We start from the raw sequence: 19486 nt of genomic DNA, 5'->3' as shown, positions 1-19486 counted from the left end.
TCAAGTTAAACAGCGGCTAAGGGACAGTTGTAATAAAAGGTAGTTTTAATCATAGTATGTAGCAATTGGAGCTGCCTCCGTGAGCATTCAAAGCGAAAGAAAAAGCCAGCATGTTTAACTGGCTTTTTTAACATCTGGATCTGGCCACGAAGGTTATTAGTTAGGTATACCTTTACATACACCAGTCGTAACGCAGGTACCACCCCAAGTCCATGTTACAGTCAGATTTGTTGCATCAATGGCGGGAGATAATGTCAATGTGTTAGAAGCAGTACCTACGGCAGCAGTACCTGTTATAGTCAATACTCCGGCCGCTACTGCGGCAGTTTCCACGTTCACATCTCGTTGCATATCAGCAGCTGTTGGAACGCCATTTGCTCCTAAAGTAATGCCAGCAGCTGTTGTAATAGCGCCAGTGCCAACAGCAACATCAACTGCTGTTTTATAAGACATTGCAGCAGAAACCAAGCCAGCAGATCGTGCTGACCGGGTATAATCCTGATATGCAGGCAATGCTACTGCAGCCAAAATACCGATGATCGCTACTACGATCATTAATTCAATTAAGGTAAAACCTTGTTGTGTACGTTTCATATTAGTCATTTTAACTTCTCCTGATTTTTATTTAGCCTTTAAGGCTAGATGTTATTTTGAGCAATTTATTTAGAGCCGCAAGTGAAATGTAACTAAATTTATCTAAATCATATAGTGTATTGAATATAAAGGTATTTTAGTTGTTTCTGAAAAAGGTTGGAGCCATATTTATTAGTAATAAAGTACTAGTTTAACAGCTCTAATAAAGTGACTACGCAGCTAAATCAGCTTTTACTTATCGCAATTTACTGTGTAACCATCGACAGTATAGTGTATTTATTGCGTAATAAAGGTTGGGGAGTTTGGCGAAAATAAAGTAGGGGTATTGCTGTTTATTGGCCAAAGTTGCTGGCTACTGCTATACGGGTTTTTATAAGAAGCCATCTTTTAATTGCCGTGCGGTATATTGTATCAATTAGTAGCCGTTTTCTTAATCGCAGCCTTGTTGTGAAGTGTTTGTGACAAGCTTAGCCAGTTTTACTGCAGCTTACCCGGCCCATAGTGCCATGCGGGCTAAAAACTGCTGGCCCCAGGGCGATAACAACCAGATAAGCAGCAGCGTATTGCCTGCGATAACAAAACCAAATTCACGCCGAAACGGCAGCTTGCTGCGCTTATGTGCCAGTTGTTGCTGGGCAATATAAGCACCGGGCCAGCCACCAATTAAGCTAAACAGCTGCAGGCTTTCTTCAGTAAGACGGTTGCCGTGGCGGGCGATGGCGGCTTCTTTGTCGGTTTTGTATAGCCAGTAGGTAAATAAACTGGCTTCAAGGTATAGCAGCGGCAAAATATATAGCAGGCGGCCAAACAGCAGGGCAATAATAACAGCAACAAGAAAGCTGATGCGAAACAGTAGTGCTATCTGGTTAGCATATTGAATACTGAGGCGGTCAGAATGCACGGCGGCTTTATGTGGCAGTGGTAAGGTAGTAGTTTTGGCAGTAACAAACTGCCAGGGAGCAGCAATATCACGGCCTCGTTTATCCTGTTTTACGCTAAATTGCAGTGTGTCACCCATTTGCGGGCGGCCTTCAGTGCCGGCATGATCGCGGATATGGAAAAACAATTTGTGCTGGGTCTGATCGCATACCACAAAGCCAAAGCCTTTATCGTCGCGCCAGAACACCACTTTACCGGTTAACTGCATCGGGTGTTCCTGTTAGCTTTTACAGCGTCATAAGACCTGCACACTGTAACAGAAGTTTACTTAATCGTGCTTAAAGGGGACTTAAGGTTTGTTGGTATTTTAGTTTAAGCTGCTTACTAAATGTTTTAACTGCAGATGTAACTGGGGCAATGCTTGTTTGGTGGTATCCCAGACGACATCTAAATTAATATCAAAATAGCCGTGCGCAATTCTATTACGCATACCTTTCATGCTTCGCCAGGGGATATCAGTATGTTGCGAAGCAAAATCTGGCTGGGTTTGCAGTATTTTTGTTGCTGTTTCACCTAAAACAAGAAGGTTTAGCACTACGGCTTGTTGAGTTTTTTTGTCGGCTAAAAAGTCTGACTTTTCTAAACCCTCAATGTAAGAGCAAGCCAGAAATACAGACTCTAGCATTTGCTCGACATAGGTAAGTATTCTTTCTGACGTCATACCGGAATGGCTTGCCTGAGTACGGATAAGCGTATTTTTTTTGGCAAGTCGCCTGGAGTTAGCAGATCTACCGGTACACCGAGAGCTTCTTCCAGAGTTAACTGTAGTTCGCCTAAATCAAAGAGTGTTGTGCCCGGTAAGGTATCTACCAGTATGTCCAGATCACTACCTTCGATATCTTTAGCCATGGCTACGGAGCCGAAAATACGCGGATTAGTTGCTTTATAGCGTGCTACCAGAGTGTGTATCAATGCCCTGTTATGTGATAGTGCCACGGATGGTCGCATAGCATTCTCCAAGTTTTACTCAAACAGTATAGCGCTGATTGATAGTCTATCAGTTATTAGATTGCCTGGCTGATATTAAGCCGCATTGATAAATCTATCGCCTGCACATGCTTGGTTAACGCACCGCTGGAGATGTAATCTACCCCGGTGCTGGCCAGTTCTGCCAGGCGTCCGCTGGTAATATTGCCCGACACTTCCAGTTTAGCCTGGCCGTTATTAATGCTAACGGCCTGCACAATATCGGCTGTACTGAAGTTATCCAGCATAATAATGTCGGCACCGGCGTCCAGTGCTTGTTGCAGCTCGTGCAGGTTTTCAGTTTCTACCTCTACCGGTTTGCCGGGAAAGTTTTGCCGGGCGCTGGCAACGGCCTTAGCAATAGAACCTGCAGCAGCGATATGATTTTCTTTTATTAAAAAGGCATCAAACAGGCCAATACGGTGGTTTTTGCCGCCACCGGTAGTTACCGCGTATTTTTGTGCAAAGCGCAAGCCGGGCAGGGTTTTACGGGTATCCAGCAGGCGGGTATTGCTGCCTTGCAAAAACTGCACATAGTGCGCCGTAGTGGTGGCGGTGCCGCTTAACAGTTGCAGAAAATTAAGCGCAGTACGCTCGCCGGTCAGTAATATGCGTGCCGGGCCACTTAAGGTACAAAGGGTGGTATTGGCTGGTACCTTATCGCCGTCTGTTACCTGCCATTGCAGTTTAACGTCGTTACCTAACTGGCGAAATACTTCATCGGCAAAGGCGGTGCCGCACACTACACAGTTTTCCCGGGTAATAATGGTGGCAGTGGCGTGCTGGCTTTGTGGTATCAGCGAAGCGGTAATATCACCTTCGCTAAGTGGTAAAAAGCCTAAATCTTCTGCCAGCGCATCAGATACCGAGCGGATAATTTCCTGTTGTAGCAGTGTTGAGTAATCAGTTGGCATATCAGTTGACATAATCATAGTTTGTACAAAAGTTAGTGATGCTCGTTTTTATTTATGCTGGATCAGGGTGAGCTGGTTGCCCTGTTGGTGGAATTCTAACTGTTTAAGCGCACTCATGCCCAGTAATATCTCGGTACCGCTAAGGTTGGGCACAATGCTGGCGGGAATATTGGTTAGTATTATGTCGCCCAGTTGCAGTTGGTCAATGCGGCTGCGATAAGCAGTGGTTAAGCCATTGGCGGTGCTTACCTGTATAGCTGCGCCAAACGGCATACCGAGTTTTTCCGCCGAGCTGGCTGCTATAGCAACAGTGGTGGCGCCGGTGTCCAGCATAAAGTCGACCGGGCTGTTATTAATAAGCGCCGTACCAACATAATGGCCGCTTTTATTACGGATAAGCACAGTACGTACTTCACCCGTACTACCTTGCACACTGCTTAACTGCTGGTTGGGGTTAAGCTGCTTGCTGATAGTGTCCTGAAAAAATACAAACAGCAGTGCCATTAAAATAAGCCAGGCGATAATAGCAAAGGTCTTACCATATTTGTTCGTGGGCTCAGGCGCTTGCATTAAAAGGCTCCAGCATTGACAATAGCCCCATAGCTTACTGGCACAGACCTGCAAAGGCAAAACTTCTGATGAGTGCTAAACCGCCAGCCATGTTAACCCGCCCAAGCCCGCATTGTGATGCGCGCCCGGAAGCTGAAAGCATCAGTTTACTGGTTATTCATAATATCAGCCTGCCGGCCGGGCAGTTTGCTGACATACCCGAACAAAGTTTTGTTGACGCCTTATTTATGGGTAACTTAGATTGCAGCGCGCATAGCAGCTTTGCCGGTTTACAGGGGCTTAGAGTATCGGCGCACTGTGTTATCTGGCGCGATGGCCGCATTTTTAACTACGTACCTTTTACCCAGCGCGCCTGGCATGCTGGGGTTAGCCTGTTTGACGGCCGTGAGCGCTGTAACGATTTTTCTATAGGTATTGAATTAGAAGGCACAGACAATTTGCCTTATACTGAGCAACAATATCAAAGCCTTATTGCGCTGAGCTATTTTTTAATGCAGCAGCATCCGGCTATTACGCCAGACCGTATTGTTGGGCATTGTGATATTGCGCCGGGGCGTAAAACCGACCCCGGCCTCGCGTTTGACTGGGTGCGCTACCGTAGTGCGTTAAAAAGTGCGCGATAAAAAGAGTGTGATAAAGAGCGCGATAAAGGAGTTTTTTGTATGACGTTAATCAGTATGTTGCTGGCATTAATTATTGAGCGCCTGGCTGTACGCAGCAATAAGTGGCAGGCCAGCGGCTATTGCCGTGCTTATGTGCGCTTTACCGCCGGCTCAGCATTAAGCAAGTTGTCTACGCATAGCCTGGGGCAATACCTATGGCTGGCCTTACCCGGCGCGCTGGTTATGCTGGTGTTGTGCCTGCTCGACAGCCGTTTAGTAAGTTTAGTGGTTAACACCCTGGTATTGCTGGTGGCTATTGGTTGCTGGCACTACCGCCAGTTATATAAACAATATTTAAATGCGATGGACAGAGGTGACGAAGAAGCCGCTTTTATTACCATGCAGCAAATACGCACAGATATGGGCAGCACGCGCGAGCAAAGCAGTTATGGCCAGTTACTGATCTGGCTGAATTTTCGTTACTATGCCGCTGTGGTGTTCTGGTTTTTACTGTTGGGTGCTTTTGGTGTAATTACCTATGCTCTGGTGCGGCATTTACAGGAAGCGGTAGCAGAAGAAGACGCCGCCGCGTATGCCGCCTGCCTGGGCGACGACAACAAAGCAGTACATTATGTAGCACACTGGGCTAACTGGTTTCCGGCACGGTTATTTGGTTTGGGTTTTGCGCTGGTGGGGCATTTTTCCCGCGCGTCTACCGCGTTGCTGGGGTATTTTCTTGATTTTACCGCCAGCAATGAGCAGGTAGTAGTAGATGTTGCTACAGCCGCAGAGCCATTGCCGGCTGAAAGCATTAATACGCTGGACGACACCAGCTATATGGTGCAGCTGGCTAAACGTAATATGCTGTTCTTTTTAGCTTTTACGGCTATTTTAACTTTAACCGGTTGGTTAGGGTAACTTCGAATCTCGCCTCTAACCATCGAATCTCCCCCAACCCCCTCTTTACCAAAGAGGGGGTGAACAGCAAGTAGACGAGAACTCCGATAGCGCAGCCACAAAATCATTTCGCGCAGCGAAGGCGGATGAGCAATTTGTCAGGAACAAATTGCGTCGGCGCAGCCGATCCGCCAGCTTGAAGGCAGGACTGCCGAAAGCCCGTTGTGGCGAGCATAGCGGAGGTTTTCGTCGGAGCCTGAACTAATATGATAACCACATCTCGTCTGGTCAGACCAATTCTTCCTGTCTCTTTCTTAGCCGCTTGGTACTGAGTTATTACTCTAACTATTTTCTGCTTTTGCCTTTGCCGGTAATCTCTGCTTTATTTACTTACTAAGCAGAAACTGTTACCTTATCGGCACTAAAAATAAATTGGTAATACCAATTTACAAAAGGCTTGCGGCCCACAGGAAACCACAGCACGGCATGGCAGATTTTAAAATTAAACCGGCTAAACTCTCTGATCGCATTGTCGAGCAACTGGAAAACATGTTGCTGGAGGGCAGTTTTGCACCGGGGCAAAAGCTGCCACCCGAGCGTGATTTAGCGCAAATGTTTGCCGTGTCGCGGCCGTCATTGCGCGAGGCCATTCAAAAGCTGGAAGCCAAAGGCCTGATCAGCCGCCGTCAGGGTGGTGGCACCTATGTGTGCGACAATATGACCGCCGGCCTTACCGATCCACTGTTTGAATTAATAGCACGTCATCCTGAATCGCAGTTTGATTTACTGGAATTTCGCCACGCGCTGGAAGGCATATGTGCTTATTACGCCGCATTGCGTGGCACAACGGCCGATTTTGACCAGATTAAGCACCACTATGATGCTATTTGTGATGCACAGCAGTTAAATGATCTGGATGCGGAAGCCAAAGCGGTAGGCAGTTTTTATTTAGCAGTGGCAGAGGCGTCACATAATGTGGTTTTACTGCATTTAGTGCGCGGCTTAACGCCACTGGTGGAGCAGAATATCCGGGTTAACCTGGAAACCCTGCAGCAGAAGGAAGGCATAGTCGGCCAGCTGAATTCGCATCGGCAACGGCTGATGCAAGCGGTCATAAATGGTGAGCCAGAGAAGGCGCGCCAGGCCAGTAACGGCCATCTGGCCTTTATCGAAGAAGCTTTGCTGGATGTGGGTAAAGAGCGCTCGCGTATTGAACGTTCGTTACGGCGCACCCAACAAGGCTGATCATTATTTTTAACGCAGCTGTGCATTTAAAACACAGGCGTGCATAACCAAAGGAAACCTCGATATGTCTGAAGTCAGTAAAGTTGACATCGACGCTCTGGAAACCAAAGAGTGGCTTGAAGCGCTGGAATCGGTTGTTCGCACTGAAGGGGTAGAGCGGGCACAGTTCCTGCTGGAGCAGGTACTGGAGCAAGCCCGGTTAGAAGGCGTTGCTATGCCTACCGGTGTGACTACCAACTACATTAACACCATTCCACCGCAGCAAGAACCGGCTTACCCTGGCGATGTTAACCTGGAACGACGTATCCGCTCGGTGATCCGCTGGAATGCCATTATGATCGTACTGCGCGGCTCGAAAAAAGAGCTGGACTTAGGCGGCCATATGGCGTCTTACCAGTCTTCAGCGGCGTTTTATGAAACTTGCTTTAACCACTTCTTCCGCGCACCGAACGAAAAAGACGGCGGCGATTTAGTCTATTATCAAGGCCATATTTCACCGGGTATTTACGCCCGTGCTTTTGTTGAAGGCCGCTTAACTGCCGAGCAACTGGACAGCTTCCGCCAGGAAGTAGACGGCAAAGGCTTATCCAGCTACCCGCACCCGAAATTAATGCCGGAGTTTTGGCAGTTCCCTACCGTGTCGATGGGCCTGGGCCCTATTGCTTCTATTTATCAGGCGCGGTTTTTAAAATATTTACACGGCCGTGGTTTAAAAGACACCAGCGCACAGCGCGTTTATGCCTTTTTGGGCGATGGCGAGATGGACGAGCCGGAATCACGCGGGGCCGTAAGCTTTGCTGCCCGTGAGAAGCTGGGCAACCTGTGTTACTTAATTAACTGTAACCTGCAGCGCCTTGATGGCCCGGTAATGGGTAATGGTAAAATTATCCAGGAACTGGAAGGTTTGTTCCGCGGCGCCGGTTGGAACGTAATTAAAGTAGTATGGGGCCGTGGTTGGGACAAACTGCTGGCTAAAGACACCACCGGTAAGCTGTTACAGCTGATGAACGAAACCATCGACGGTGACTACCAGACTTACAAAGCTAACGACGGTGCCTATGTGCGTAAGCACTTCTTCGGCCGTTACCCGGAAACCGCAGCACTGGTTGCTGATATGACCGACGAAGAAATCTTCGACTTAAAACGCGGCGGCCACGAGCCATCTAAACTGTTTGCGGCCTTTAAAGCGGCACAGGAATGCACCGACAAACCTACGGTTATCTTAGCCAAAACCGTTAAAGGTTATGGTATGGGTGAAGCAGCAGAAGGTAAAAACATCGCCCACCAGGTGAAAAAAATGGACCTGACGCACGTGCTGCAACTGCGCAAGCGTCTGGGCCTGGAAGACTACATTACTGAAGAACAAGTTGCTGAGCTGCCGTATATTAAGCTGCCGGAAGGCTCACCAGAGCTGGAATATATGCATGCACGGCGCAAAGCATTGCACGGTTATACGCCGGTACGCCTGCCTAACTTTACCAAGCCATTAACACTGCCGGAATTAAGCGCTTTTGATGGTTTATTAGAAGAGCAAAAACGCGAAATCTCTACCACCATGGCCTATGTACGGGCACTGAATATTCTGCTGAAAGACGAGCATATCGGTAAGCAAATTGTGCCGATTATTGCCGACGAAGCCCGTACCTTTGGTATGGAAGGCTTGTTCCGCCAAATCGGTATTTATAACCCGGGCGGCCAGAACTACACGCCGGAAGACCGCTCAGTAGTAAGCTACTACAAAGAAGACGTCGGCGGCCAGGTACTGCAGGAAGGTATTAACGAGCTGGGCGCGATGTCGTCCTGGGTAGCTGCGGCAACGTCGTACAGCACTAACGACTTACCGATGATCCCGTTCTACATCTACTACTCAATGTTTGGTTTCCAGCGTGTGGGCGATATGGCCTGGCTGGCCGGTGATCAACAAGCACGTGGCTTCCTGTTAGGTGCTACTGCGGGCCGTACTACGCTAAACGGCGAAGGTTTACAGCACGAAGACGGCCACAGCCACATTCTGGCCGGCACAGTACCAAACTGTATTTCGTATGACCCAACCTACGCCTTCGAGCTGGCGGTTATCATGCAAGACGGTATCCGCCGTATGTACGGTAAAGATCAGGAAAACATTTATTACTACATTACCGTAATGAATGAAAACTACCATCACCCGGCTATGCCAAAAGGCGCCGAAGAAGGTATTCGTCGCGGTATTTACAAGCTGGAAAGCTTAAACGGCGATCGCGGTAAGGTACAGTTGATGGGCTCGGGCACTATCTTAAATGAAGTGCGCAAAGCGGCAGAAATTTTAAGCAAAGATTACGGCGTAGCGTCTGACGTGTACTCAGTAACCTCGTTTAATGAACTGGCGCGTGACGGCCAGGACGCCGAGCGCTTTAATATGTTAAACCCGGATGCCAAGGCTAAAACGCCTTACATTGCTACGGTAATGAACAAAGCGCCGGCCATTGCTGCTACCGACTATATGAAAAACTACGCCGATCAGGTACGTGCCTTTATTCCGGCCACGTCTTACAAGGTGTTGGGCACCGACGGTTTTGGCCGTTCTGACAGCCGTGAGAACCTGCGCCGCCACTTTGAAGTGAACGCTGGTTATATCGTAGTGGCCGCACTAAGCGAGCTGGTGAAGCAGGGCGAGTTGAAGAAAACCGTAGTGACAGATGCGATTAAGAAATTCGGCATCGACAGCGGCAAAACCAACCCGCTGTACGCATAAGAGGATTACACATGACTATTGAAATTCATGTACCGGATATTGGTGCTGATGAAGTTGAAGTAACCGAAATTCTGGTGAAGGTAGGCGACAAAGTTGCTGCCGACCAATCACTGCTCAGCGTTGAAGGTGACAAGGCTTCTATGGAAGTACCGGCCAATGACGCCGGTGTAGTAAAAGAAATTAAAGTAAAAGTAGGCGACAAGGTTAAAACCGGCAGCCTGATTATGACCTTTGAAGGTGAAGGCGCTGCCAAAGCAGAAGCGGCACCGGCGAAGCAGGAAGCAAAAGCAGACAGCAAGGCTGAAAGTAAAACTGAAGCCAAAGCTGAAAGCAAAACCGCCAGCGTACAAGACGTAAAAGTACCGGATATTGGCGGTGACGCCGTTGAAGTTACTGAAATTATGGTAAAAGTAGGCGACACGGTAAGCGAAGATCAGTCGCTGCTTAGCGTTGAAGGCGACAAAGCCAGTATGGAAGTACCGGCGCCGTTTGCCGGTAAAGTTAAAGAAATTAAAATCAGCGTCGGCGATAAGGTATCTACCGGCAGCCTGATTATGCTGTTTGAAACCACAGGTTCGGCCGATGCTGCTCCGGCAGACGCTGAAGCGCCAAAAGCCGAAACTAAAGCCGAAACGAAAACCGAAGCACCTGCTGCTAAAACTGAAAGTAAAGCTGAAGCGGCACCTGCTGCTTCTGCAACAGCGCCAGTTGCATCAAATGATGGCTTTGTTGAAAACAGCGCCTATGCCCATGCGTCACCGGTTATCCGCCGTTTAGCGCGTGAATTTGGCATTAACCTGGCTAAAGTTAAAGGCACCGGCCGTAAAGACCGCGTAGTAAAAGAAGATGTGCAAAACTACGTTAAGCAACTGGTTAAGCAAGTTGAAAGCGGCGCAGCTGCAGGCTCTGGCTCAGGCAACAGCATGGGCTTTGACTTAATCGCCTGGCCAAAAGTTGATTTTGCCAAGTTCGGTGAAGTAGAAAGCAAGCCGCTGTCGCGTATTCAGAAGTTATCCGGCAACAATTTACATCGTAACTGGGTGCGTATTCCGCATGTTACCCAGTTCGACGAAGCCGATATCACCGGCCTGGAAGACTTCCGTAAAGAGCAAAACAGCCTGGCCGAGAAGAAAAAGCTTGGCGTTAAGTACACCCCGCTGGTGTTTATTATGAAAGCGGTGGCTAAGGCGCTGGAAGAATTCCCAACCTTTAACAGTTCACTGTCAGAAGATGGCCAAAGCCTGATCCTGAAAAAGTACGTGCACTTAGGTATAGCGGTAGACACGCCAAACGGCTTGGTTGTACCGGTAGTAAAAGACGTAAACAAAAAAGGCATTATCGAGCTGTCACGCGAGTTACAGGACATTTCGGTAAAAGCACGCGAAGGTAAGTTAACCTCTGCTGATATGCAGGGCGGCTGCTTTACCATATCAAGCTTAGGCGGCATCGGCGGTACGGCGTTTACGCCTATTGTAAATGCGCCGGAAGTCGCCATATTAGGTGTGTCGAAATCAGACATTAAGCCGAAATGGAACGGTAAAGAGTTTGAGCCCAAGCTGATGCTGCCGTTAAGTATGTCATATGATCACCGCGTAATCGACGGCGCTCTGGCAGCACGCTTTACCGCGACGCTGGCCAGCTATCTGGCTGATATTCGCCAGATCATTATGTAACAGCTAAGAGCGAATTTTGTGTCCCGTGCTGAAAAGTTACGGGACATCGCTCAGGCAGGATGTTAAAATTCTGCCACTTTTTTCGCCTGACAGCCGTGCCCTACATGCTGTTGTCAGTACTCTGAACTGATAAAGAAAGGTAATACGATGAGCAACGATATCAAAACTCAGGTAGTAGTTGTGGGCGCAGGCCCTGGTGGTTATTCTGCAGCATTTCGTGCCGCAGACTTAGGTTTGGAAGTTACCCTGGTTGAAGCGCGCAGCACTTTAGGCGGCGTGTGTTTAAACGTGGGCTGTATCCCATCTAAAGCCTTATTACACGTTGCTAAGGTGATTGACGATGCCCGCGATATGGCATCACACGGCGTTACCTTTGGTGAGCCGAAAATTGATTTAGACAAAGTTCGTAGCTGGAAAGACAAAGTAGTCGGCCAGCTGACTAACGGCCTGGCCGGTATGTCGAAAATGCGTAAAGTTAAGGTAGTTACCGGTTACGGTAAATTTACCGGCGCGAACACCTTACAGGTTGGCGACACCACTATTACGTTTGAACACGCCATTATTGCTGCAGGTTCCGAGCCGGTATCACTGCCGTTTATTCCAAAAGATGACGACCGTATTATCGATTCTACCGGCGCGCTGGAATTAAAAGATATTCCGGGCGAAATGCTGGTATTAGGTGGCGGCATTATCGGCCTGGAAATGGGCACTGTATACCGTGCACTGGGTTCTAAAGTATCAGTAGTAGAATTTGCTGATCAGTTAGTACCGGCAGCCGACGCTGATATCGTTAAAGCCTACACCAAGTACAACAAAGACAACTACAACATTATGTTGTCTACCAAAGTTGTTGGCGTAGAAGCGAAGAAAGACGGTTTATACGTTACTTTTGAAGGTAAAAACGCACCTGAGAAAGCGGTACGTTACGACAAAATTCTGGTTGCAGTTGGCCGTAAGCCAAACGGCGCGCTGTTAGATGCCGCTAAAGCCGGTGTTAACGTAGACGAGCGCGGCTTTATCAATGTAGATAAGCAACTGCGCACCAACGTTGGCCATATCTATGCTATCGGTGATGTGATCGGCCAGCCAATGTTAGCGCACAAAGCGGTACACGAAGGCCACGTAGCGGCTGAAGTTATCGCCGGCCAGAAGCACTACTTCGACCCGCGCTGCATTCCGTCAGTAGCTTACACCGACCCGGAAATGGCCTGGACCGGCGTTACCGAGAAAGAAGCCAAAGAGCAGGGCTTAAAAATTGAAACTGCTACCTTCCCATGGGCAGCATCAGGGCGTGCTATCGCTTCAGCCCGTACTGAAGGCTTTACCAAGCTGATTTTCGACAAAGAAACCCACCGTATTCTGGGTGGCGCTATTGTTGGTATCAACGCCGGTGAAATGCTGGGCGAAATCTGCTTAGCAGTAGAAATGGGTGCCGACGCTGAAGACATCGCGTTAACCATCCACGCTCACCCAACACTGAATGAGTCTATCGGCTTAGCCGCCGAGATTTACGAAGGCTCAATCACCGACCTGCCAAACCCGAAAGCGAAGAAAAAGTAATTTTTCTGAATGAGTAGAGAACAAAGGCCGCGAATGCGGCCTTTGTTGTTTTACTGCGGCAATAATTCATGGGCGCACGGAGGTCGTTATGTTTACTAATAAATCTGCTAATTCAGTCATCGTAGCACTGTTAATTAGTTGCAGTGCACATGCCGATATGGCGTTTAAACAGCAAAGCGGCATGAAGCTGTTTCAGTACTATGCTCAGGCCAGCTGTTTAGCTACCGCTTTCACTGTGAAGGTGAAATTTACGACTAGGCAATAAGCGCCCTTAACGGCTACCGTGAGTTCGGCGCTATGTCGCGGGAGGCCTATGAAGAATTGATCGCGCCGATACAGCAGTAGCTGCAAAAAGACTATGCTACTCAAGCGGAAAAAATAACTTGATGAGATGCATCGATTTTGCTGAGTCTTAACTGGTGACAAAGATCTACCACGGCTACGCTGCCGGACTGTCTGGCATGAATAACAAGAGTTAATGTCTGCGTGGCTGGCCGCAATTGCGGCCTTTGCCTTATAGCGATATTAGTGTCGGAAAAACAACGGATGTACTTCAAAACTCTTAGTTAGGTCTGTGATATCAAGCTCAGGCTTTTCAAATGACGAGTAAATAGTCAAAGTTGAGGATTTTTTGATTCCTATAACTCCAACAGTAAACCAGACTTTCATCAACTGATCAAAGTCGAGTATTCTGTTATTATGCTCTTCATCATTTGGCTGATCATTTGGTCGATTAATTAAATAATTGAGCGCTCTATCTTTTATTTGTTCAGGCACATCAGAAATTTTGAAAAATTTTTCTTTTAGAAAAGAAAGTGCATCTAAGTAATCGGCGATGTGGGAATATATACTCTTCCACTCTTTTACCAATGCTACTTTTCTCACTGAATAAAATTTCTCTTCTGCCTCAAGGACGATATCTTCATTTAAGTCTACTTTTCCATCACATTCTGCTAGACACAGGTTTACAAAATTAATTGCATCTCTAGGTCTAAGCATCGTTCTACTTATGATGTACTCATCCGCAGGTTCACCTAGCACTTTAAAGTTAAATACATCAGAGAATTTTACTACTTTTGTTGACTGGTATTGGTTTTGTACGAGATGATTTATCCTGTTGTCTAGAATGCTTCTTATTTCAATTTTATTCCATGATATGGCGTATATTAAAGACTGGTCTTTTTCATCTTGTCTCAGACTATTTTTATAAATTCCCATTATTATGTCTGTTCTAATTGAAATGAGAATTTTTACTGATTTTATATCGAGTAACTCTTTAAATGCTTCGAGCAAGGCATTTATAAAATCATACCTGATAGCGCTAGTGCTTAACCAAGATTTATCTAGGTCATCAATGCTAATAACTATTCTTACTTGTTTTTCGTTTGAGAACTCGCACTTTATTAATTTTATAAGTTCTTTTTGCTTTCTGAGAAGTTCCTTGCTGACATAGCTGGATGTTGCGGTTTGAATCTTGATCGTAGTATCATCATTTGCAAGTCCTCCAATTTTTATAAGACCTATATTCATCTCGCCGGATAGTTGATCTTGCATTCTTTCTGTTATCTCAAGAAAAGCATTATCGTTAAAAAAGTTTCCTTTGTACATTTCAAGGTATTCATTAGCGACTTCAGGTTTGTATGGTTTTTTTTCTGTTTTTATCAAACTTTTTATATATTCAAAAAAACTGTCATAAGATGATCGGTATAACTGATTTATAACTTTTGCAAGTAGAACGTGTAACCATAATGATTTATAGAAAACACGTAAGTCAATCCCTTTGTTTATTAAATCTGAGATGAAGATATTGTTATTTATATGCTCAAATACCGTATTTTCAGCTTCTATTGTATCATGAACCTTAACTTGGTCACTGCTTACTATCTGCTTTAATAGTGCAGTTTTACCGCTGCCTGTCCTGCCAACAATAATTCTCCTTGTAAAATCAGGGTTTTTTTCTGAGCTGTCAAAGTCAACTATACCTTTAAAAACATCTGATTTATAAAAACAGGCTTTTAGAAATGAATCAGTTTCTGCCTCCAGCTTGCCTATTTCAGCATTTTTTCTAAATTTAAATTTACTCAACGCAAAATCTCCTTGAAAGCTGTAATTATTGTGATAAGTTTTTAAAAAAGCTGATTGAAAGTTGATAAATTTTACTATGCTTCTAATTGCAAAGCTCAAAGCTACCACATTTTTTACTATAGTCGATGGCTCAGTGACATTGATATCGTGAGAATTTAAAAAGTCCTCTGGGTCAGACCGTTAAAGTTGGGCATTGGTAAGTGCACAGTCACAAGGCGTACTTGCCGCTTACTTCTTACCTTGCTAGCATCAGCATTCCATAATTCAGGGACGCCTTATGCGCTGGATGCGTTTTACTTTACCGCTGTTACTGCTGACCTCCCCGCTGGCCTTTGGCCAGAAGCAATACACCGAAGGGGCGTGTTTGTTGCTGCAGCACCAGATTGTGCAGTTTTCCAATCAGCCGAATAGCCATAACTACCAAAGCGCTAAGCGTGAGTTTGATAACCACTGTCAAAACCCGATACCTGCGCCGGTAAAAGATTTGGTGCTTACTAATATTCCAGCCAAACCCATTACCGTTGGCAGCGTTAAAAACACAGTAACAACAAAGCCGGTTAACGCTAATGTTGCTGTTAAAGCCGCAACACCGCCACCGGTTAAACCGGCTCCTTCCGCGCAGCCAAAGCCAGCTGATGTATTAAAAGGCTTATTTGCCCCTGTGCTGGCGCTGCTTGGCAGTATGTTGGCTATGCTGCTGTTGTTGGCCTTGGTTGTAGGCTTATTGGCGTATGTTGCTGGCCGTTATGCCGCGCGCATTAAAGGTGCGCTGGGCGAGTGGGCGCTGCACAAAGTGCTGGCGAAAGAGCTACCGTCCAGCTATCAGCACTATCGCAATCTGGTAATACCGACAGCAACAGGTGATTTTACTGAGGTAGATCACCTGGTACTCAGCCCCTTTGGTATCTTTGTTATAGAGGTTAAAAACTACCGGGGCTGGATTTTCGGTGGCGAGAAGCAACCAAAGTGGACGGTACAGCGCTTTCGCAGCAAGCATCAGTTTATGAACCCGCTGCACCAAAACTACAAACACACTGAAGCGGTAAAACAGCTGCTGGGTTTAACCGGCAAAGACGGTGATAGCGTGCATTCAATTGTTGCTTTTAGCCTGCGCGCGCAGTTTAAATTTCAAATACCGGCAAACGTAAAGTATACCGATCTGGTAGGCGATTACATTAACCGCTTCACTCAGCCATGTTTCAGCGATGACCAGCTGCGCCAGTTTAGCGCCAGGCTAAATATGGCTAAGGCTGGTAAAAAAGTGCTGCGCAAACTGCATAAGCAGCAGTTTAATTATTAGCGATATTTGCGCAGATCATCTGCGCATAAAATTTGCGCTATACTGCAGCTTATTAACTAACAGCGGAGCTTGAGTATGAACCATGCTACAAAAGCAGCTTGTAATACTTCGGTGGATGCGGCCTTATTGGCCGAGGCTAAGTCACTCAATATCAGCCCATCTGTGGTGTTAGAGTATGCGCTACGCAAGGCGGTTAGCCAGGCTAAAGCTGAGTTGTGGCAGGCAGAAAATGCCGATGCGATAGCAGCCTATAACCAGCAAGTTGCTGAGCACGGCACTTTTGCTGAGCGCTTGGGGCAAATTTAGTGCTGCAGCAATTTGGCGTGGCCTGCATAGAGCAACAGCAGGTTGTGGTGCTGACTAATACCCTATTTCACAATATTGATGTTTTGCTGGTAGCGCTGATTAAAACTCAAACAAAAGCTGCCTTATTATCGCAGTTTCAAATACCGGTCACTATAGAAGAACAAGCCAGTTATATCGACTTGCTGGATATTGCCTCTGTATCGGCAAAGCGTTTAAAAGCCACGGAAATCAACTTGCAAAGTTACCGCCAGCAAATCAAAGCAGGTCTTGATCTGCTGATTGATGGCTTTTGAGACCGCCGGTTGCAGTATTTTACTGCTGCCATTTCTCGCTTTGTCAGCGTGCAGCTTAGTAACGCAGCCAGTGTCAGAAAATTGGCCAGAGTTTCACTGTACCAGTAGAGAAATGGTTTTAACCTTTGTCGACTGTCGGTTTTGTGCTAAAGCAGGCGCTTAGCAATAGCCCTGCAACACGCTCTATTTTTTTATCTGCAGGCTATTATTGCGTATCAAATTTCTATAACAGCCAGTACTATAAAAATGTTAACTTCACTCTAACTTTAAAAGGGATACTTTAATGTTTATTACCAATACCGAAACCCTGCCCGGCAAAACCATTATAGATTGTTTTGGTGTCGTCTCCGGCAGTACGGTGCGCGCCAAGCATGTTGGCCGCGATATTATGGCCGGGTTAAAAAATGTGTTTGGCGGTGAGCTGCGCGGCTATACCGAATTGTTAAATGAGTCACGCGATCAGGCTCTGCAACGGATGACCGATCAAGCCGCACAACTGGGCGCCAATGCCATTGTCAATGTGCGGTTTTCTACGTCATCGGTGGCCGCTGGTGCCGCTGAAATCTATGTATATGGCACGGCAGTGCGCGTGGAGTAAGCGATGATTGCATTTCTTGGGTTTATAACCTTATTACTGCTGGGCTTTTTTGTTGGCCGCTATCTGGAAAGCCGGCATTTTAGCAGCATCCGGCAACGGGAAGCCGAGCTGGTAGTATTACCCAATACCAATAGCCGCTACCAGCTGATCCCAATGCAGCAGATTGAACGCAGCGAGCTGGTTACCGGCAGCGTAGTGATTTCGATTGACTACTTTAAACGTATTGTCGCCGGCCTGCGCAGCCTGATTGGCGGCCCGGTGCAAAGCTATGAAACCTTGCTTGATCGGGCGCGGCGTGAAGCCATATTACGGATGAAAGAAAGCTGTCCGGGTGCCTGCCAAATCATAAATGTGCGCGTTGAAACCTCGTCGATTTACAACGCCGCCGGTAATGGCATTGGCTCGGTCGAATTACTGGCCTATGGCACGGCCATTTACGGTCAGGTACAGGCCACGAATGGCCTATAAAGGACGCCTGCCAACAGATAATCACAACGTCAGCCACCAGCAGCCGGCCAAGGAATTGCTACTGCTGGGCTCGGCTTTACTGTTGGCGACGGTACTGATTTACCTGCTGCTGGGGCTGTTGATCGACAGAGTAGTCAGTTCACTTGATCCTGAATTGGAATACAAATGGTTCGGCCATTTTGCTATTGCGCCCAACCAGCCTGGTGCACAGCAGCAAGCCTTACAACAACTGACTAACCAGCTGCAGCAATGCAGCACTATGACCTATCCGGTACAACTGCATTTTGTCGAGCAGAATATCAGCAACGCCAGTGTGCTTCCCGGTGGCATCATGCTGGTGTATCAGGGCCTGTTAAAGCAGGTAAACAGTGAAAATGCGCTGAGCTTTGTGCTGGCTCATGAGCTGGCGCATTTAGAGCACCGAGATCATTTGCGGGGCTTGGGGCGGGCGCTGGTGTTAGCCAGCCTGGTGTATGGTGTCACCGGCAGCAGCAATGCCAGTCAATGGTTTATGCCGGCTACAGAGCTGGGGCTGGCGCAGCATTCACAACAACGTGAACTGGCCGCCGATGCCAAAGCGCTGACGATACTCCATTGCCATTATGGCCATACCGGCGGAGCAGAAGATTTTTTCAAAGCAATGCAACAGCAGAGCAGTTCCGCTTTACCGGACTGGTTTGATAGCCACCCGGCGCTGTCGAAACGTTTAGCGCAGCTGGCACTGTTACAACAGCAACAGGGTTATCCGGTTAAAGACGCTACGCCTTTACCTGACATGCTGCAACCTTGAGTGAGGCAGCTTGTTCTGTATTGATGCTGGTTAACCAGCGCGCGGTGATCTAAGTTAGCTGCTCTGGCGCATCCTGGCGAAAGAAGCGCAGTTTGTCGGTGGCAATAACACCGTCGCTAATTTTGCCTTGTGTTAACAGTACGCTGTTTGCCGGGATCTGGTATTGGCGGGCATCACCCTGATATTGCAACGGTTCACCGCGGGTTTGAGCAAATATCACATAATTGATGCCCATGCTTTGGATAAGTAGTTCCCCGAGGACTAATCAGTTCCGGTTTTGCTTGTGCTGAACTGTGGTAATAAGCGGCATTTCTGCCTGACAGGTGCTTCTTCGCAGTCTGCCCGAGCCAGTTCAATGCAGTGTTCTGGCGTAACAGTAAATACCATCACCTTGTCGTGTAACCACTGCCGCGATTGCAGTGCGCATTCGCTATAGCCCTGCGCTTGCAGGTAGCTGGCAGTAGGATAATGAATAAGTTGCGGCAGAACTACTGCGATACCTAACCCGATAAAGAAAATCAGGCTTGCCCGCCTATTTTGTATAGTACTTACCGTCTTACCCTGAAGTTTTCGCACACCAAAATACAGCAACATACAACCAATTATTGCCGCACCTAAACAGTAAAAAGCACCTTTATTTAACGTCACTGATTCAGCTGCGCTGAACAAGCCTTTAAGCAGTAACGACAAGTAATAGCCGAAATAACCAAAGCCAAAGGCTGTAAGAATTGCAAATACTGTCAGCCCTGCAACCAACTTCCAAGGTGCCAGTTCATTTTCGTCTTTATGCATCAAATCAGATTACAGTTAAGTTCCGGTTGTGTAAGGTTGGCATGTACTGTGTGGGTAAAGAGGCCGCAAAATATTATGCTCAGGATACGGGACATAAAACTGGTCTTCTTAAAGTTTTTCAATTTTTAAAGGCCTCTCATTGCTGTCGCGATTCAAATAAGTG

22 protein-coding genes are annotated in these 19486 nt (G+C 47.1%); 13 read left to right on the top strand and 9 right to left on the bottom strand.

Annotated elements, in window-relative coordinates; genetic code table 11:
* Positions 1-156 precede the first annotated feature (156 nt).
* The 6 genes from BLW68_RS09215 to BLW68_RS09190 all read right to left on the bottom strand — a co-directional run bounded on the left by BLW68_RS09215 (position 157) and on the right by BLW68_RS09190 (position 3983).
* Positions 157-603, bottom strand: coding sequence for a pilin (locus BLW68_RS09215; RefSeq protein ID WP_281246198.1), 447 nt, complete (start codon positions 601-603; stop codon positions 157-159).
* 478 nt (positions 604-1081) lie between these two features.
* The gene (locus tag BLW68_RS09210) at positions 1082-1741 is read right to left on the bottom strand and encodes a DUF1294 domain-containing protein (RefSeq protein WP_092792555.1); all 660 of its coding nucleotides are present in this window, start codon (positions 1739-1741) and stop codon (positions 1082-1084) included.
* 99 nt (positions 1742-1840) lie between these two features.
* Positions 1841-2194 (bottom strand): HepT-like ribonuclease domain-containing protein, encoded by a 354-nt coding sequence (locus tag BLW68_RS09205; protein WP_092792553.1) that lies wholly within the window; start codon positions 2192-2194, stop codon positions 1841-1843.
* Complete coding sequence (locus tag BLW68_RS09200) at positions 2191-2481, bottom strand: nucleotidyltransferase family protein (protein WP_092792551.1); 291 nt, start codon at positions 2479-2481, stop codon at positions 2191-2193. Before BLW68_RS09200 ends, BLW68_RS09205 begins: the two co-directional genes overlap by 4 nt.
* Before the next feature lie 56 nt (positions 2482-2537).
* Positions 2538-3425 carry a carboxylating nicotinate-nucleotide diphosphorylase gene (gene nadC, locus BLW68_RS09195; protein WP_425438497.1) on the bottom strand — a complete coding sequence of 296 codons (888 nt, stop codon included), beginning with the start codon at positions 3423-3425 and terminating at the stop codon, positions 2538-2540.
* A 36-nt stretch (positions 3426-3461) separates the two neighbouring features.
* Positions 3462-3983, bottom strand: a complete 522-nt coding sequence (locus BLW68_RS09190; RefSeq protein WP_092792549.1) for a retropepsin-like aspartic protease family protein — start codon at positions 3981-3983, stop codon at positions 3462-3464.
* Positions 3984-4051: 68 nt separating this feature from the next.
* Here BLW68_RS09190 and ampD point away from each other — a divergent pair, with 68 nt between their 5' ends.
* The 7 genes from ampD (at position 4052) to BLW68_RS21115 (ending at position 12956) form a co-directional block, all read left to right on the top strand.
* Positions 4052-4606 carry a 1,6-anhydro-N-acetylmuramyl-L-alanine amidase AmpD gene (gene ampD, locus BLW68_RS09185; protein WP_177172196.1) on the top strand — a complete coding sequence of 185 codons (555 nt, stop codon included), beginning with the start codon at positions 4052-4054 and terminating at the stop codon, positions 4604-4606.
* Positions 4607-4645: 39 nt separating this feature from the next.
* Complete coding sequence (gene ampE, locus BLW68_RS09180; protein WP_092792545.1) at positions 4646-5503, top strand: regulatory signaling modulator protein AmpE; 858 nt, start codon at positions 4646-4648, stop codon at positions 5501-5503.
* A gap of 465 nt (positions 5504-5968) precedes the next feature.
* Positions 5969-6727 (top strand): pyruvate dehydrogenase complex transcriptional repressor PdhR, encoded by a 759-nt coding sequence (pdhR, locus tag BLW68_RS09175; protein WP_068233272.1) that lies wholly within the window; start codon positions 5969-5971, stop codon positions 6725-6727.
* A 64-nt stretch (positions 6728-6791) separates the two neighbouring features.
* Complete coding sequence (aceE, locus tag BLW68_RS09170) at positions 6792-9458, top strand: pyruvate dehydrogenase (acetyl-transferring), homodimeric type (RefSeq protein ID WP_092792542.1); 2667 nt, start codon at positions 6792-6794, stop codon at positions 9456-9458.
* 11 nt (positions 9459-9469) lie between these two features.
* Positions 9470-11131: a pyruvate dehydrogenase complex dihydrolipoyllysine-residue acetyltransferase gene (gene aceF, locus BLW68_RS09165; protein WP_092792540.1), complete on the top strand. Its 1662-nt coding sequence runs from the start codon at positions 9470-9472 to the stop codon at positions 11129-11131.
* 147 nt (positions 11132-11278) lie between these two features.
* Positions 11279-12691 carry a dihydrolipoyl dehydrogenase gene (gene lpdA, locus BLW68_RS09160; RefSeq protein ID WP_092792538.1) on the top strand — a complete coding sequence of 471 codons (1413 nt, stop codon included), beginning with the start codon at positions 11279-11281 and terminating at the stop codon, positions 12689-12691.
* 88 nt (positions 12692-12779) lie between these two features.
* Positions 12780-12956 carry a hypothetical protein gene (locus tag BLW68_RS21115; protein ID WP_177172195.1) on the top strand — a complete coding sequence of 59 codons (177 nt, stop codon included), beginning with the start codon at positions 12780-12782 and terminating at the stop codon, positions 12954-12956.
* A 260-nt stretch (positions 12957-13216) separates the two neighbouring features.
* On the opposite strand, the gene BLW68_RS09155 is transcribed toward BLW68_RS21115, so the two are convergent.
* Complete coding sequence (locus tag BLW68_RS09155) at positions 13217-14875, bottom strand: KAP family NTPase (RefSeq protein WP_218141340.1); 1659 nt, start codon at positions 14873-14875, stop codon at positions 13217-13219.
* A gap of 178 nt (positions 14876-15053) precedes the next feature.
* Here BLW68_RS09155 and BLW68_RS09150 point away from each other — a divergent pair, with 178 nt between their 5' ends.
* The 6 genes from BLW68_RS09150 (at position 15054) to BLW68_RS09125 (ending at position 18531) form a co-directional block, all read left to right on the top strand.
* On the top strand, positions 15054-16076 hold the full coding sequence (locus tag BLW68_RS09150; protein ID WP_092792535.1) for a nuclease-related domain-containing protein: 1023 nt from the start codon (positions 15054-15056) through the stop codon (positions 16074-16076).
* 75 nt (positions 16077-16151) lie between these two features.
* Positions 16152-16382 (top strand): type II toxin-antitoxin system CcdA family antitoxin, encoded by a 231-nt coding sequence (locus BLW68_RS09145; protein WP_092792533.1) that lies wholly within the window; start codon positions 16152-16154, stop codon positions 16380-16382.
* A complete protein-coding gene (locus BLW68_RS09140) occupies positions 16382-16675 on the top strand; it encodes a CcdB family protein (protein WP_092792531.1) in 294 nt (97 codons plus the stop codon). Before BLW68_RS09145 ends, BLW68_RS09140 begins: the two co-directional genes overlap by 1 nt.
* Before the next feature lie 283 nt (positions 16676-16958).
* Positions 16959-17273 (top strand): YbjQ family protein, encoded by a 315-nt coding sequence (locus BLW68_RS09135; protein ID WP_092792530.1) that lies wholly within the window; start codon positions 16959-16961, stop codon positions 17271-17273.
* A 3-nt stretch (positions 17274-17276) separates the two neighbouring features.
* Positions 17277-17741 (top strand): YbjQ family protein, encoded by a 465-nt coding sequence (locus BLW68_RS09130; protein ID WP_092792528.1) that lies wholly within the window; start codon positions 17277-17279, stop codon positions 17739-17741.
* Entirely contained in the window at positions 17731-18531 is an 801-nt protein-coding gene (locus tag BLW68_RS09125; protein WP_092792525.1) for a M48 family metallopeptidase, read from the top strand. Before BLW68_RS09130 ends, BLW68_RS09125 begins: the two co-directional genes overlap by 11 nt.
* Before the next feature lie 49 nt (positions 18532-18580).
* On the opposite strand, the gene BLW68_RS21110 is transcribed toward BLW68_RS09125, so the two are convergent.
* Both BLW68_RS21110 and BLW68_RS09115 read right to left on the bottom strand, forming a co-directional pair.
* Positions 18581-18751 (bottom strand): hypothetical protein, encoded by a 171-nt coding sequence (locus BLW68_RS21110; RefSeq protein ID WP_177172194.1) that lies wholly within the window; start codon positions 18749-18751, stop codon positions 18581-18583.
* A gap of 41 nt (positions 18752-18792) precedes the next feature.
* Positions 18793-19323, bottom strand: coding sequence for a hypothetical protein (locus tag BLW68_RS09115; RefSeq protein ID WP_092792522.1), 531 nt, complete (start codon positions 19321-19323; stop codon positions 18793-18795).
* Positions 19324-19486: the final 163 nt, after the last annotated feature.

The organism is Rheinheimera pacifica (assembly GCF_900108485.1).
GTDB classification, from domain to species: Bacteria; Pseudomonadota; Gammaproteobacteria; order Enterobacterales; family Alteromonadaceae; genus Alishewanella; species Alishewanella pacifica.
Note: the sequence above shows the minus strand (reverse complement) of the source record. Positions and strands in the feature narration are given on the sequence as shown.